This window comes from Mycobacterium shinjukuense (genome assembly GCF_010730055.1).
GTDB lineage: Bacteria > Actinomycetota > Actinomycetes > Mycobacteriales > Mycobacteriaceae > Mycobacterium > Mycobacterium shinjukuense.
In genome coordinates this window covers 2,281,212-2,295,157 of the sequence record NZ_AP022575.1, presented here as the reverse complement: position 1 = coordinate 2,295,157, position 13,946 = coordinate 2,281,212, and the positions used below count along the sequence as shown (strand labels likewise).

Here is a 13,946-nt window from a genome sequence, read left to right as displayed (position 1 = left end):
AAGCGAGCCGCGGCGGCGGCAGACCCGATTCGCCGCCGACCAACCGTCCGGTTGGTATATCTTGGGCGGCAACGTTTCTTCGCCGGAGGTCATCCATGGGCAGTGCCATCAAATACCAGCGCACGCTGTTCGGACCGGAGCACGACCTGTTTCGCGAGTCCTACCGGAGCTTTCTGGAGCGCCACGTCGCGCCGTACCACCAGGACTGGGAGAAGGCCAAGATCGTCGACCGCGGGGTCTGGCTGGAGGCCGGCAAGCAGGGCTTTCTCGGCATGGCGGTGCCCGAGGAGTACGGCGGCGGGGGTAACCCCGATTTCCGGTACAACGCGATCGTCACCGAGGAGACCAGCGCGGGCCGCTACAGCGGGATCGGCTTCGGGTTGCACAACGACATCGTGGCGCCATACCTGCTGGGCCTAGCCAACGAAGAGCAAAAACAGCGTTGGCTACCCAAGTTCTGCACCGGGGAACTGATCACCGCCATCGCGATGACCGAACCGGGCACCGGCAGCGATCTGCAGGGCATCAAGACCCGCGCGGTCAGGCACGGTGATCACTACCTGCTGAACGGGGCGAAGACGTTCATCACCAACGGGATCAACTCAGACCTGGTGATCGTGGTGGCGCAGACCGATCCGGACAAGGGCGCGCAGGGCTTTTCGCTGCTGGTCGTCGAACGCGGCATGCCGGGCTTCGAACGCGGCCGCCACCTGGACAAGATCGGGTTGGACGCGCAGGACACCGCCGAGCTGTCGTTCACCGACGTGGAGGTTCCGGTCGAAAACCTGCTCGGCGAGGAGGGCATGGGGTTCATCTACCTGATGCAGAACCTGCCGCAGGAACGGATCTCGATCGCCATCATGGCGGCCGCGGGGATGGAGGCGGTGCTGGAGCAGACGCTGCAGTACACCAAGGAGCGCCAGGCCTTCGGTAGGCCGATCGGCAGCTTCCAGAACAGCCGGTTCTTGCTGGCCGAGCTGGCCACCGAGGCGACCGCGGTGCGCATCATGGTCGACCAGTTCATCGCGCTGCATCTGGACGGCAAGCTGACCGCCGAGCAGGCCGCCATGGTCAAGTGGTATTCCACCGAGAAGCAGGTCTACCTCAACGACCGCTGCCTGCAGTTGCACGGCGGGTACGGCTACATGCGGGAGTACTCGGTGGCGCGGTCCTACCTCGATTCGCGCGTGCAGACCATTTACGGCGGCACCACCGAGATCATGAAGGAGATCGTCGGCCGCAGCCTGGGCGTTTAGCCCGCGGTCCCACCGTGCGCCCGGTGCGCGTCGTGAGCCCGCTGCAGCAGCGCCCTCAGCTCGTGTTCTTGGCCGACTTCCGCACGGAATTTCGCCGGAAGCGAGTCGAGCCGGCGTTCGGCGGCCCGCAGCGCGTCGAAGATCTTCGCGCGTTCGGTGGCATCCCCGCGGTAGCAGAGGTCGAGATATTCCAGCGCGCGCCGACGGGCCCGGGAGACGGCGTTGTGCTTGCGTCCGCGCGCCGAGCATAACGACACCACGGTCGTGCCCAGCAGGATGATCACGATCGCCGCCAGCGACGTCGCGGTGCTGATCGGCACGATCGGGACCGGTTTGCCGCGATTGATGAACGGAATCTTGTTGTCGTGCAGCGCCTGCAGCACCAGCTTGACGCCGATGAAACCAAGAATGGCCGCCAGCCCGTAGGACAGATAGACCAGGCGATCCAGCATGTTGTCGATGAGGAAGTACAGCTGGCGCAGGCCCAACAGCGAGAACGCGGTTGCGGCGAACACCAGGTAGACGTTTTCGGTCAGGCCGAACAGCGCGGGCATCGAATCGAACGCGAACAGCACGTCGCTGCCACCGACGGCGATCATCACCAGCACCATCGGGGTCATCACCCGCTTGCCCCGCTCCCGGGTGAACAAACGGTCGCCGTCGTAGTGCTGGGAGGTTCGCAGCAACCGGTTGGCCAGCCGGATGACGACGTTGTCGGCGGTGCGGCCTTCGGTCTCTGCGGATGTGACCAGGTTGCCCGCCATGGCCAACAGCGCCACACCAAGCAGGTAGAACGCCCAGTTGAAGTTCTCGATGAGGGCCGCGCCGAGCAGGATGAGTCCGGTGCGTGCGACCAGCGCGAACACGACACCGAACAACAGCACCTTCTGCTGGGCAACCCGGGGCACCCCGAAGCCGCTGATGATCACCACGAAGACGAACAGGTTGTCCACCGACAACGCCTTGTTGCTCAGGTAGCCCGCGAAGTATTCGGTCGCCATCTCCGGGCTGCCCAAGACGAATACGCCGATCCCGAACACAATGGCGATCCCGACGTAGGTCGCCGACCAGATCGCGGCCTCGCGTAGCGTCGGCACGTGAGTCTGGCGTACGTGGAAGACGTAGTCGAACAGCAACAGGCCGGCGATCACGCCGACGGTCAGGGCCCAGACAAGTCCGGAAACACCCATCTCGGCCGAGCTTCCTCTCACCGCGTCAGTCGGGTTGTCCCCCGCGAGTGGGTGGTGCCCGCGGTCTCCGGCACAGTAACCTACCCGCAGCGCTGGTCGCGGTACGGATTTTCGCGGCGCGAGCGCTGCCCGGCATCATTTCGACATCGGCGAGATATCCGTTTTCGTAATATTTGCGGAATTGACTTCGCATTTGTCGTTCGCTAGAGCAGAGTTATGCGAGCCCGGCGACGATGCGGACCGTAGCTGGGAGACGGCCCACCCCGGGAAAATTCCACCGGATCGCGGGCGGGCAGGGCATCGGCTGGGAGGCTTGGTGAACAGGCAGAGAGGTCAAGTGAACACGCTGGTCCGGCGTGCGCTGGTCGGCATCGCGGCGGCATCGGTGGCCGCGTTGCTGGTGGCGCCGACCGCGGCGGCATCTCCGATTGGCGACGCGGAGAACGCCATGATGGCCGCGTGGGAAAAGGCCGGCGGCGACACGTCACCGCTGGGCGCCCGCAAGGGCGACGTCTACCCCGTCGGCGACGGGTTCGCGCTGGACTTCGACGGCGGCAGGATGTTCTTCACCCCGGCCACCGGTGCCAAATACATGTACGGGCCGATCCTGGACAAATACGAGTCTCTCGGCGGTCCGGCCGGCAGCGATCTGGGGTTCCCGACCATCAACGAAGTTCCCGGCCTCGCCGGACCCGACAGTCGGGTGAGCACCTTCGCCGCCAGCGACAACCCGGTGATTTTCTGGACGCCCGACCACGGTGCGTTCGTCGTGCGCGGCGCGTTGAACGCCGCGTGGGACAAGCTCGGCAGCTCGGGCGGCGTGCTGGGTGCTCCGATCGGGGATGAAACCTACGATGGCGAGGTCGCTTCCCAGAAGTTCAGCGGCGGTGAGATCTCTTGGAACAGGAAGACCAAGGAATTCACCACCGTCCCGCCGGGATTGGCCGACCAGTTGACGGACTTGCAGGTGGCCATCGATCCCACCGCCGCCATCAACATGGCCTGGCGCGCTGCGGGCGGGGCCGCCGGCCCGTTGGGCGCCAAGAAGGGGGACCCGTACCCGATCGGGGGTGACGGCATCGCCCAGGACTTCGTTGGTGGCAAGGTGTTTTTCAGCCCGGCCACCGGTGCCAACGCCGTCGAGGGTGACATCCTGCAGAAGTATGAGTCGCTGGGTGGGCCGGTTGGCAGCGACCTGGGATTCCCGATCGCCAACGAGTCTGACGGCGGCATCACCCCGGCCAGCCGGATTGCCGCGTTCTCCGCGGCCGACAAGCCGGTGATCTTCTGGACGCCCGACCATGGCGCGTTTGTGGTGCGCGGCGCGATCAAGGCCGCGTGGGACAAGCTCAAAGGTCCCGTCGGTAAGCTCGGTGCGCCGGTCGGGGACCAAACCGTGGACGGCGACGTGGTCTCGCAGAAGTTCACCGGCGGCACAATCTCGTGGAACCGCGCGAAGAACACGTTCACCACCGAACCGGCGAACCTGGCGCCCCTGCTGTCGGGGCTGCAGGTGCCCGGGCAGAACCAGCCCAGCACCACGGCGGCGGCCCCGCCCGCCACGAAGTTCACCTGGCATTGGTGGTGGCTGGCGGCGGCCGGTGCGGCGGTGCTGCTGGTCGTGCTGGCCGTGCTGGCCGTGGTTGGGTTGCGGAGGCGTCGCGCCGCCCAGCCGGCCGCCGCCCACGAGCCCACCCATGATGACCTGGGCGGCTATGAGGAGGGCGCCGAGGGGCACTGGCCGCCCCACGACGACGTCGATTTCGGCGCGGAAAACTTTCCCCCCAGCCAGTCGCGTCCGGTTGAGCGGGCGGCGCCGGATGTCGGTGCCGCTGCGCGGGTCAGCTGGCCGCGAGGTGCCGGGACCGCCATCGGTGTGGCCGAAGAGGTCTCCGGTGGTGGCGCCAGCGACCTACTGTCCGGGTTCGACCAGGGCTTCGGGTTGGAGGCGGAAGACTCCGATGCGGTGGACACCACGCCCATCGGGTGGCGCGCCGATATTTCCGAGGCCGTGGCCGCGGAACCCTTTGTTCCCGAATCGGTGGCACCCGAAGAATTCGCGCCGGAAGCCTTCGCGCCCGAAGCCGTCGGACCAGAGGCCGTTCCGGAATCAGCGGGCCTGGAGACCGCGTTTCCGGACACCTTCTACCCCGGTGGCGTCCCGTCGGAAGCCGCTGGTGGGGACGTCGTCATTGCGGATGCGGCCGTTCCGGAGGTGCGGACTACTGGGCGCCACGCCGCCGCCGAGCCGGCGACGTACGGCGAAGCGGCGGCCGCAGTGCCCGGCCATGAGGCGGTCCCGGAAGCCGCTCCACCTCCCGCGGCCGCACCGGGGCGGCGCCCGGCCGCGCGCCCGACGATCCACCTGCCGCTGGCCGACGACCCGTACCGGGCGCCGGCCGGATATCCGATCAAGGCCAGTGCCCGGTACGGCTTGTACTACACGCCCGGCAGTGCGCTCTACCACGACACGCTCGCCGAAATTTGGTTCGCCAGCGAAGAAGCCGCGCAAGCCAACGGTTTCGTCAAAGCGGACTAGCCGCGACCCCAGGGCGCGTCACACCTTGCGGATCACCGTGACGACCTTGCCCAGCACCGTCGCCTCATTGCCGGGGATCGGATCGAAGGCCGGGTTGTGCGGCATCAGCCACACCTGACCGCCCGCCCGTTTGAACGTCTTGACGGTGGCCTCGCCGTCGATCAGGGCTGCCACGATGTCGCCGTTGTCGGCGACGTTCTGCTGTCGCACGACCACCCAGTCGCCGTCGCAGATCGCGGCCTCGACCATCGAGTCGCCGACCACCTTGAGCAGGAACAGCGTCCCCTCGCCGACCAGCTCACGCGGCAGCGGGAACACGTCTTCGACGGCCTCCTCGGCAAGGATCGGGCCGCCGGCGGCGATGCGCCCGAGGACGGGAACATAGGTGGGTTCCGGCAACGCATCCGAGCCGGCCACGTCGGTGAGCACGGCGGCCGCGGCCGCCGTGCCGCCCTCGGCGCCGCGCACGTCGACGGCCCGGGGCCGGTTGGGGTCCCGACGCAGGTAGCCCTTGCGCTCCAGGGTGCGCAGCTGGTGAGCCACCGAGGACGTCGATGTCAACCCGACAGCGTCGCCGATCTCCCGGATGCTCGGCGGGTAGCCGCGGGTGGTGACCGAGGTGCGGATGACGTTCAGGATGGTGCGCTGCCGCTCGGTCAGTGAGGAATCCGCGCGGCCGGCCGGTTGCGCGCCAGCGGCCGCCGCGTCAGGGGCCGCCCCGTGAGGGGCTGAGGTGTCCTTGCCGTCGCTCATGGCATTGACTGTAGCCCCATCGCGGCCAAGAATCAAACATGTGTTCGACGGCGTGTCGCGCCGGCGGGGCGTGTCGGTGGCGCGGTTTAGCGTGGTGACCGTGCGACACACGTCGATCAAATGTTCGGCTATCGAACGCATGGTCGACTATGGTCGAACACACGAGCGATCGACCGAAGGGACCGTCATGACACTCATCCACGCAGCGCCGTCGCGCGCCGGGCGCGCGTCACACCCCAACCGCGCGCCGCGCGCTGGCCGATTCGGCCAGCCCGGCTCGCGAAGGCCGCATCCGTCTCGGCCGGGCGGCGGCCCGCTGTGCCACCGCGGCACCGGTGTGCCGATGTCGGCCGGTTGTCATCGCCGGCATCCCGTCAGCGCGCTGACCACCCTTGGACTGGCCCTGCTCGCCGCGCTGATCACCCTCTGGCTCGGGTTGGTGTCGCACCTCGGCGCGGTGATCGACGGCGGTTCCTCCGATTCGTTCACCGGGCTACCCGACAGGCTTGCCGTGGTGCGGGTGGACGCGGGGGAGTCCCTGCAAGACGTGGCGGCCCGGGTGGCGCCCGAGGCCCCGGTCGGTCGGGTGGCCGAGCGCATCCGCGAGCTCAACGCGCTGGATTCCACGACGCTGGTCGCGGGTCAGACGCTGATCGCCCCGGTCGGCTGAAGGTGGGGCGGTGTCCGGCGAAAACCGCGCTACCGCACCGTTCCTCGGTGATCATGGCGTCGAGCGCGGATGGATCGCGACAGCGTTGGCCCTGCGGCGCCGCGTCCAGGTACCCTCGGAGGCGTCTGCGATACCGGGATGTCGACATGGCAAAGGAGCGGCGATGCACTGTCCGTTCTGCCGGCATCCCGATTCCCGGGTGGTCGACTCGCGGGAAACGGATGAGGGCCAGGCCATTCGGCGCCGCCGGTCGTGCCCCGAGTGTGGACGCCGGTTCACCACGGTGGAGACCGCGGTGCTGGCCGTGGTCAAGCGCAGCGGGGTCACCGAGCCGTTCAGCCGGGACAAGGTCATCAGCGGCGTGCGCCGGGCATGCCAAGGACGCCAGGTCGACGACGACGCGCTGAACCTGCTGGCCCAGCAGGTCGAGGACACCGTGCGGGCCACCGGATCCCCAGAAGTCCCCAGTCACGACGTCGGCCTGGCGATCCTTGGGCCGCTGCGTGACCTCGACGAGGTGGCTTACCTGAGGTTCGCGTCGGTATACCGGTCGTTTTCCTCGGCCGACGATTTCGAGCGCGAGATCGAGGCGCTGCGCGCGCACCGCAAGGTATCGACGTCCGGCTGAGCGACCGCCGTCATGCGCCCCGACCTGCACCCCGACCTGGCGGCATTGGCGCCGCTCCTGGGTACCTGGGCGGGTCGGGGCAAGGGCGAGTATCCAACCATCCAGCCGTTCGACTACTTGGAAGAGGTCGTGTTCTCCCATGTGGGCAAGCCGTTTCTGGTCTACGGGCAAAGGACCATGGCGGTTGCCGATGGGACGCCGCTGCACGCCGAGACGGGGTATCTGCGGGTGCCGCAACCCGGTCGGGTTGAGCTGGTGCTGGCTCATCCCAGCGGCATCACCGAGATCGAGGTGGGCACGTACGCGGCGGGCGGCGGCGTCATCGAGGTCGAGTTGACCGCCACCGACATCGGCTTGACCCCGACGGCCAAAGAGGTGACCGCGCTGGGCCGGTCCATCCGAATCGACGGTGACCAACTCCGATATTCGCTGCGGATGGGCGCGGTCGGCCAACCCCTGCAGCATCATCTCAGCGCCGTCCTGAACCGCAAGCACTGAGCCTTGCCGACGTCAGTCCTGTCGTGTGACAGCGTCTTTGGTGACACGGCCGGCGATGCGCACCCAGCCCTCAGGGCTCCAGGTGGTTTCGATGATCGATCCCTTGCCTTGGGTGATGGTGAGGTCGCGGCTCAGGTAGTCGGTCATCCGGATGGCGGCAAAACCGGTTGCTTCGTCTTCCTCCACACCCAGGTTGCCGGCAAACATGCGCGCCCGCAGCGACCCGGCCGGCCGGTCGATCCAGGTCCACAGGTAGTGGGCGATGTCGTCGGGAAAATCGGCGGGATCGGCCGCCGCAAGGGCATCCAGTGTGTCGACGTCGTGGATGGCAAACTCGGGCGCCCATTCGGCGCGCGCGCTGATCGCGGTGAGATCGCCCGCCGCGCCGACGCCGTAGCTCACCTGCACCAGACCGGCCGGCACCTGCAGCGTTTTGATCGGCGTGCCACGCTCCCGCAGCCACCAGGCCGCCCCGACGGTCGGGTGGCCGGCGAAGGCAAGCTCGGTGCGGGGGGTGTAGATGGTGGCGTGCGCGGTGGTCGAGCCGGCGGCCGGAAGATCGACGAATACGGTTTCGCTGTAACCCAATTGGGCGGCGAGGCGTTGCCGGTCGCGCGGCCCCACCAGGCCGGCGCCGATCACGGCGAGCGGGTTACCGAAATTCCCGTCGGGATCGGTGAAAACCCGCAACACGGTGACGTCGACGCCCATGGCCCGACTTTACGACCGACCCGACGATCGAGCGCGAGACGGGGTGGCTCAGGTGGCGCTGCGTTCGTCGGCACCCATGGCGGTCAACACCGCGACGCGGGTGTCGGCCGGGCCGGAGACCGTTCGTTCGCCGCCCCCTTTGCGCAGCAGTGCGCGCAGCGCCGCCTGGTCGTATTCGGCGGGCTGAGTGCTGTCGATGAAGCGCTGAACGATGTCGATGAAGCGGGCCGGGTCGTCGTGAAACGGGAAATGCCCCGAGCCCTCGAAGATTTCCAGTCGCGAGCCCGGCATCGCGGCATGTGCCATGTGGGCGTGGCGGACGGGGACCACCACGTCCCGGTTTCCCCAGATGATCTGCACCGGGATGGCCTCGGTCAAATAACATCGGTCCAGCATCGTGACGATCTGCCCGCGCCAGTCCACCACGGCCCGCAGCGTGCGACCAAACGCCGCCGAGGCCGTCGGCTCCGGCAGGTCGTTGAGCACCCGCAGCACGTTCGGCAGGTCGTGCCCCAGACTGGTGGTGCCGATCGCCTTACCCAGCACCCGTCCGGCGATCTGCACGGCCGGAAGCACGAGGGGTAACCGCAGCACCGCCATGGCTTCGCTGCCCAACGGCAGCGAGGCCAACCGGAAGACAAAGTTGACATCCCTGGTGACCCCACCGGTGCTGACCAGGATCAGCCGTTCGACCAGCTGCGGGAACTGGTAGGCGAATTGCATCGCGACCCCGCCGCCGAGCGAATGACCCACAATGGTCACCTGCTCGATATCGAGCACGCTGAGTAGGTCGCGCATGCCGTTGGCGTACGCCGCGACCGAGTAGTCGGCGCGCGGCTTGTCGGACTTGCCGTGCCCCAAAAGATCCGGGGCGACGACGGTGAACCGCTGGGCGAGCTTGGCGTGGACGCCGGTCCAGGTGGTCGAATTGTCCCCGATGCCGTGGATCAGCAGGATCGCGGGACCGGAGCCGGCGATCCGAAACGCCCGCTTGTAGCCGTGGATGGTGCGGAATTGCAGCGAAGGCGCGGTCACTTCCCGCACCGGGCGAAGATTGCGCGTCCGCTCGGTCATCTCGGCAACCTCGTTGTCGGGCCGACTAGGGGCGATGTGGGGCGTTAAGCCTGGTCGTCGTCGAGCTGCTTTTTTTCCGCTTGCTGGGCGAGGAACCGCTCGAACTCCGCGCCCAGCTCATCGCCGCTAGGCAGATCCTCGTCACGGGTGAGCAACGATCTGTTTTCCTGAGCGTCGATGAACGCATCGTACTGACGCTCCAGGGCCGCCACCACTTGAGCGACCTCCACGCTTGCCTGGACTTGCTCGTCGATCTTGGCCCGGACTTCCGCCGCCGCTTCGGCCAACGCCGTCAGCGGCAGCTCGAGGGATCCCGCCTTGGCCACCTGCTCCAGCAGCGCCTGGGCGGCCGCGGGGTAGTCGGTCTGGGTCAGGTAGTGCGGGACGTGCACGGTGAAGCCCACGACCTCGTGACCGTGTTGCGCCATCCGATACTCCAGCAGGTTGGACGCGCTGGCGGGAACCTGGATTTCGGCGATCCACGGCTGAAAGTCGGCGATCAGGTCCTTGTTGTTGGAGTGCGCGGTCATCGTGATCGGTCGGGTGTGCGGAACGGCCATCGGGACGGTGCCCAGGCCGATGGTTTGCCGCACCCCGAGGCGCTCGGCCAGCAGTCGCACCGCGGTGATGAACCGTTCCCACTTCAGATCCGGTTCCATGCCGGCAAGCAGCAAAAACGGGTTACCGGCGCTGTCGCGCAGCGCATACAGGCTGAGCTCGGGATCGTCGTAGCGGGTGAAGTGATCGGTCTTGAAGGTCATCAGCGGCCGACGTGAGCGGTAGTCAAGCAGCTCATCGATCGCAAAGGACGCGACCAGCTCGGTGTCCAGCGCCGCCTTGAGGTGGGCGGCCGCCAGCCGGATCGCATGACCGGCGTCGGAGAATCCCTCCAACGCGTGCACCAATACCGGACCGCGCCCGTCGGACGTCGACAGCTGCGGCGCCGGGAGCTCAAGCTCGTACATCCCGGATTGCCCGGGTTGGTACTCGCGGGCCTCGTCCGCGTCGTGATCGTGGTCCATGGCGTTGCCTCCTCTCGGGGTGTTCTCTCCGGGGGTGACCTCACCAGTGTCCCTCAAAATCGACGGACACCGATAATTGAAACAGCTCAACCGGCCGCCTTTGTTGCCGCCGCGCCACCGGCCGGTGTGTGCGACGAACGATTGGAACGATTGGTTTGCTGGCGCGTTTCATGAGTGTGCGGCGCTCGCCGCGCGCGCTTAGCGCAGGAACTGGTTGAGCGCGCGCATCTTGTTCGTCACGTCCAGCGCCGCGACCTTGTAGGCCTCGGAGAACGTCGGGTAGTTGAACACGGCGTCGACCAGGTAATCCACGGTGCCGCCGCAGCCCATCACGGCCTGACCGATGTGCACCATCTCGGTGGCGCTGGTGCCGAAGATGTGCACCCCGAGCAGCGTGCGGTCCCGGGTGGACACCAGCAGCTTGAGCATGCCGTAGGAGTCGCCGGCGATCTGGCCGCGGGCGAGCTCGCGGTACCGGGCCACCCCCACCTCGTAGGGGATCGAGTCCTTGGTCAGCTCGACCTCGGTGGCGCCGACGTAGGAGATCTCCGGGATCGAATAGATCCCGATCGGTTGCAGTGCGGTCATGCCGTCGGTCGGTTCGCCGAACGCGTGGTAGGCGGCCAGCCGGCCCTGGTCCATCGAGGTCGCCGCCAGCGCCGGGAAGCCGATGACGTCGCCGACGGCGTAGATGTGGTCGACCTTGGTCTGGAATTGCTCGTCGACGAACAGCCGTCCGCGGTGGTCGGTCTCCAAGCCCGTGTTCTCCAGGCCGAGGTGCTCGGTCTGTCCTTCCCGGCCGGCGGAGTACATCACCGTCTCGGCGGGAATCTGCTTGCCGCTGGCCAGGGTGGTGACGGTGCCCGCGGAGCCGACGTCGACCGCGGTCACCTCCTCGCCGAAGCGGAACGTTACCGCCAGGTCGCGCAGGTGGAATTTCAGTGCCTCGACGATCTCGGGGTCGCAGAAGTCCAGCATTGTGTCGCGCTTCTCGACGACGGTCACCTTGGTGCCCAGGGCGGCGAACATCGACGCGTACTCGATCCCGATGACCCCGGCGCCCACCACGACCATCGACGTCGGAAGCGACCGCAGGTCCAGGATGCCGTCGGAGTCCAGCACCCGCCTCTCGTCGAACTCCACCCCGGACGGCCGCACCGGCTTGGTGCCGGTGGCGATGACGATGAAGTCGCCGCTGACGGTGACCCGCTCGCCATGCGCGTCCTCCTCGACCAAGATGGTGTGCGGGTCGATGAACCGGCCGTGCCCCAGGACCAGGTCGATCCGGTTGCGCATCAGTTGCGAGCGCACCACGTCGACCTGCTTGCCGATCACGTGCTGGGTTCGGGCAAGCAGGTCGGCCGGGGTGATCTTGTCCTTGACGCGGTAGCTGGCGCCGTACAGCTCGCGTTGGCTCATGCCGGTGAGATAGACCACCGCCTCGCGCAACGTTTTGGACGGGATGGTGCCCGTGTTCACGCACACGCCGCCGAGCATGCGGCCGCGTTCGATGATCGCGACGGACTTGCCCAGCTTGGCCGCGGCGATGGCGGCCTTCTGGCCGCCCGGCCCCGAGCCGATGACGACCATGTCGTACTCCCGCATCGAACCCATGGAATAGACGATAGAGCCCACAGTCGCGACTTTCTCCACAGACGGGTGGCTGGATCACGCCGCGTGCGTACCGGCCGACGGTGCCGGTTGCCAGCGTTGGGTCCATGACACGCCATCGACCCGACTTTGAACTGAACCGCCCCGCGGCGCTGATTGCCGCGCTACCCGCCGTGTTGGGCTTCGTGCCGGAGAAATCGCTGGTCCTGGTGACCGTGCGGGACGGGGAGCTCGGGTCGGTGATGCGCGCGGACCTGTCCGGGGAGCTGCCCGACCGGGTTGAGCAGCTCGCGGGGATCGCCGCCGCGGCAGATCCTGACGCCGCGATCGCGGTGATCGTCGACGCCGACGGAGCGCAGTGCCCGATCTGTCAGGACGACTACCGGCGGCTGTGCGCGGCGCTCACGGCGGCGCTTTCGCACCGCCAGGTCACCCTGTGGGCGGCGCACGTGGTGGACCGGGTCGCGCTCGGCGGCCGGTGGCATTGCGTCGACGGCTGCGGCTCCAGCGGCGCGATCGACGATCCGGCGTCGTCGCCGCTGGCGGTGGCGGCGGTGCTGGACGGCCGGCGACTTTACCCCCGACGCGCCGACCTGCAGGCGGTCATCGCGGTCGACGACCCGGCGCGCAGCGCCGAACTCGCCGACGCGGTAGGCGAACGGGCGGCCGCACGCGAGCTCGCCCACCGCGCCGACCCCGTGGCCTGTCGCCGGCGCGACGTGGAAAACGCGATGGCCGCTGCCGCCCGTGTCGCCGACGGGCAACCGTTGTCCGACGCGGACGTGGCCGAGCTGGGCTGCGCCCTGCGCGACGTGTCGGTGCGTGACACGCTGTACGCCCTTGCCGTCGGCGAGAACGCCGATGAGGCCGAGTCGTTGTGGGTGGTCCTGGCACGTGTGCTACCGCCGCCGTGGCGGGTGGAGGCGTTGGTGTTGCTGGCGTTCAGCGCCTACGTCCGCGGTGACGGGCCGCTGGCGGGGGTTTCGCTGGAGGCCGCGCTGCGCTGTGAGCCAGGGCACCGGCTGGCGGGCATGCTGGACAGGGCACTGCAGTCGGGTCTGCGGCCCGAACACATCCGTGAACTCGCGACCACTGGGTACCGACTGGCTCGACAACTCGGGGTGCGGCTGCCGCCGCGGCGGGCGTTCGGCCGGCGTGCGGGCTAGGGCCACGGATGCGCCGGTGTGGCCGGTCAGACCTTCTCGACCTTGACGGCGTGCGCCATCTGGTGGGGCAGGGTGACGTTCTCGTGACCGGGGATGAGGATGGTCACCCCGCCGTCCGGGCTGGCCTCGACGGTCACTCGCGCGTTGGGCACCACGCCGGCGTCTTTCAGCCGCGTGATCAGCGCGATGTCGCCCTGAACGTGCTCGGTGAGCTGGCGTACAACGACGGCCACCGCTGATCCGGCCGGTAACTCGGTCAGCCGCACCAGGTTAGCGTCGGCCGCGTCCAGCTCGGACCCCACGCCGAGTTCCTGCAGGCCGGGGATCGGGTTGCCGAACGGCGACGTGGTCGGGTTGTTGAGCACCTTGACCAGCCGGCGCTCGACGTCCTCGCTCATCACATGCTCCCACCGGCACGCCTCGGCGTGCACCTCTTCCCACGGCAACCCGATGACGTCGACGAGCAGCCGTTCGGCTAGGCGGTGCTTGCGCATGACGGCGATGGCCAGTGCCCGGCCCTTGTCGGTGAGCTCCAGGTGGCGATCGCCGGCCACCCGGAGCAACCCGTCGCGCTCCATCCGGGATACGGTCTGGCTGACGGTGGGTCCGCTCTGCTCAAGCCGTTCGGCGATGCGGGCACGCAACGGCGTCACGCCCTCTTCCTCGAGGTCGTATATCGTCCGCAGATACATCTCGGTGGTATCAACCAACTCGTTCATTCAGCACCCTCCGTCACCGCCGAGTCTACTTGGCCGGTCGCCCGGGTGGTTCAACCAAAACGCCTCACCGCAGCGGTGTGCCCGCCGCTTGCGGCGGCGGGCACACCGG

At 67.9% G+C, this 13,946-nt stretch carries 13 protein-coding genes; 6 read left to right on the top strand and 7 right to left on the bottom strand.

The features are described from left to right. Positions 1-95: 95 nt before the first annotated feature. On the top strand, positions 96-1,256 hold the full coding sequence (locus G6N20_RS10210) for an acyl-CoA dehydrogenase family protein (RefSeq protein ID WP_083046949.1): 1,161 nt from the start codon (positions 96-98) through the stop codon (positions 1,254-1,256). Here G6N20_RS10210 and G6N20_RS10205 read toward each other — a convergent pair. After that, positions 1,253-2,446 (bottom strand): TerC/Alx family metal homeostasis membrane protein, encoded by a 1,194-nt coding sequence (locus G6N20_RS10205; protein WP_083046950.1) that lies wholly within the window; start codon positions 2,444-2,446, stop codon positions 1,253-1,255. The two genes, G6N20_RS10210 and G6N20_RS10205, sit on opposite strands and share 4 nt — an antisense overlap. 316 nt (positions 2,447-2,762) lie before the next feature. Here G6N20_RS10205 and G6N20_RS10200 point away from each other — a divergent pair, with 316 nt between their 5' ends. After that, positions 2,763-4,985, top strand: a complete 2,223-nt coding sequence (locus G6N20_RS10200; protein WP_083046951.1) for a sunset domain-containing protein — start codon at positions 2,763-2,765, stop codon at positions 4,983-4,985. An 18-nt stretch (positions 4,986-5,003) separates the two neighbouring features. Here G6N20_RS10200 and lexA read toward each other — a convergent pair whose 3' ends face one another. Further along, entirely contained in the window at positions 5,004-5,738 is a 735-nt protein-coding gene (gene lexA, locus G6N20_RS10195) for a transcriptional repressor LexA (RefSeq protein ID WP_083046952.1), read from the bottom strand. 187 nt (positions 5,739-5,925) lie between these two features. Here lexA and G6N20_RS10190 point away from each other — a divergent pair, with 187 nt between their 5' ends. The 3 genes from G6N20_RS10190 (at position 5,926) to G6N20_RS10180 (ending at position 7,534) form a co-directional block, all read left to right on the top strand. After that, positions 5,926-6,408 (top strand): LysM peptidoglycan-binding domain-containing protein, encoded by a 483-nt coding sequence (locus G6N20_RS10190; RefSeq protein ID WP_083047016.1) that lies wholly within the window; start codon positions 5,926-5,928, stop codon positions 6,406-6,408. A gap of 163 nt (positions 6,409-6,571) precedes the next feature. After that, a complete protein-coding gene (gene nrdR, locus G6N20_RS10185) occupies positions 6,572-7,036 on the top strand; it encodes a transcriptional regulator NrdR (RefSeq protein ID WP_083046953.1) in 465 nt (154 codons plus the stop codon). 12 nt (positions 7,037-7,048) lie between these two features. After that, entirely contained in the window at positions 7,049-7,534 is a 486-nt protein-coding gene (locus G6N20_RS10180; RefSeq protein WP_083046954.1) for a peroxynitrite isomerase, read from the top strand. Positions 7,535-7,546: 12 nt separating this feature from the next. Here G6N20_RS10180 and G6N20_RS10175 read toward each other — a convergent pair whose 3' ends face one another. The 4 genes from G6N20_RS10175 to sthA form a co-directional block, all read right to left on the bottom strand. Further along, complete coding sequence (locus tag G6N20_RS10175) at positions 7,547-8,245, bottom strand: PhzF family phenazine biosynthesis protein (RefSeq protein WP_083046955.1); 699 nt, start codon at positions 8,243-8,245, stop codon at positions 7,547-7,549. Between the two features lie 48 nt (positions 8,246-8,293). Then, positions 8,294-9,319: an alpha/beta fold hydrolase gene (locus G6N20_RS10170; RefSeq protein ID WP_083046956.1), complete on the bottom strand. Its 1,026-nt coding sequence runs from the start codon at positions 9,317-9,319 to the stop codon at positions 8,294-8,296. Between the two features lie 44 nt (positions 9,320-9,363). Then, complete coding sequence (locus G6N20_RS10165) at positions 9,364-10,341, bottom strand: proteasome assembly chaperone family protein (protein WP_083046957.1); 978 nt, start codon at positions 10,339-10,341, stop codon at positions 9,364-9,366. Positions 10,342-10,539: 198 nt separating this feature from the next. Further along, entirely contained in the window at positions 10,540-11,946 is a 1,407-nt protein-coding gene (gene sthA / locus G6N20_RS10160; protein ID WP_142271954.1) for a Si-specific NAD(P)(+) transhydrogenase, read from the bottom strand. 113 nt (positions 11,947-12,059) lie between these two features. Between sthA and G6N20_RS10155 the strand changes: the two genes are divergently transcribed. Beyond that, on the top strand, positions 12,060-13,118 hold the full coding sequence (locus G6N20_RS10155; RefSeq protein WP_083046959.1) for a DUF4192 domain-containing protein: 1,059 nt from the start codon (positions 12,060-12,062) through the stop codon (positions 13,116-13,118). A gap of 26 nt (positions 13,119-13,144) precedes the next feature. On the opposite strand, the gene G6N20_RS10150 is transcribed toward G6N20_RS10155, so the two are convergent. Continuing rightward, the gene (locus tag G6N20_RS10150; RefSeq protein ID WP_083046960.1) at positions 13,145-13,837 is read right to left on the bottom strand and encodes a metal-dependent transcriptional regulator; all 693 of its coding nucleotides are present in this window, start codon (positions 13,835-13,837) and stop codon (positions 13,145-13,147) included. Between the last annotated feature and the right edge of the window lie 109 nt (positions 13,838-13,946).

Coding starts and splice junctions, on each gene's coding strand:
- G6N20_RS10190 (WP_083047016.1), top strand. CDS start 5,926: ATGACACTCATCCACGCAGCGCCGTCGCGCGCCGGGCGCGCGTCACAC.
- lexA (WP_083046952.1), bottom strand. CDS start 5,738: ATGAGCGACGGCAAGGACACCTCAGCCCCTCACGGGGCGGCCCCTGAC.
- sthA (WP_142271954.1), bottom strand. CDS start 11,946: ATGCGGGAGTACGACATGGTCGTCATCGGCTCGGGGCCGGGCGGCCAG.
- G6N20_RS10210 (WP_083046949.1), top strand. CDS start 96: ATGGGCAGTGCCATCAAATACCAGCGCACGCTGTTCGGACCGGAGCAC.
- G6N20_RS10150 (WP_083046960.1), bottom strand. CDS start 13,837: ATGAACGAGTTGGTTGATACCACCGAGATGTATCTGCGGACGATATAC.
- G6N20_RS10165 (WP_083046957.1), bottom strand. CDS start 10,341: ATGGACCACGATCACGACGCGGACGAGGCCCGCGAGTACCAACCCGGG.
- nrdR (WP_083046953.1), top strand. CDS start 6,572: ATGCACTGTCCGTTCTGCCGGCATCCCGATTCCCGGGTGGTCGACTCG.
- G6N20_RS10205 (WP_083046950.1), bottom strand. CDS start 2,446: ATGGGTGTTTCCGGACTTGTCTGGGCCCTGACCGTCGGCGTGATCGCC.
- G6N20_RS10180 (WP_083046954.1), top strand. CDS start 7,049: ATGCGCCCCGACCTGCACCCCGACCTGGCGGCATTGGCGCCGCTCCTG.
- G6N20_RS10170 (WP_083046956.1), bottom strand. CDS start 9,319: ATGACCGAGCGGACGCGCAATCTTCGCCCGGTGCGGGAAGTGACCGCG.
- G6N20_RS10175 (WP_083046955.1), bottom strand. CDS start 8,245: ATGGGCGTCGACGTCACCGTGTTGCGGGTTTTCACCGATCCCGACGGG.
- G6N20_RS10155 (WP_083046959.1), top strand. CDS start 12,060: ATGACACGCCATCGACCCGACTTTGAACTGAACCGCCCCGCGGCGCTG.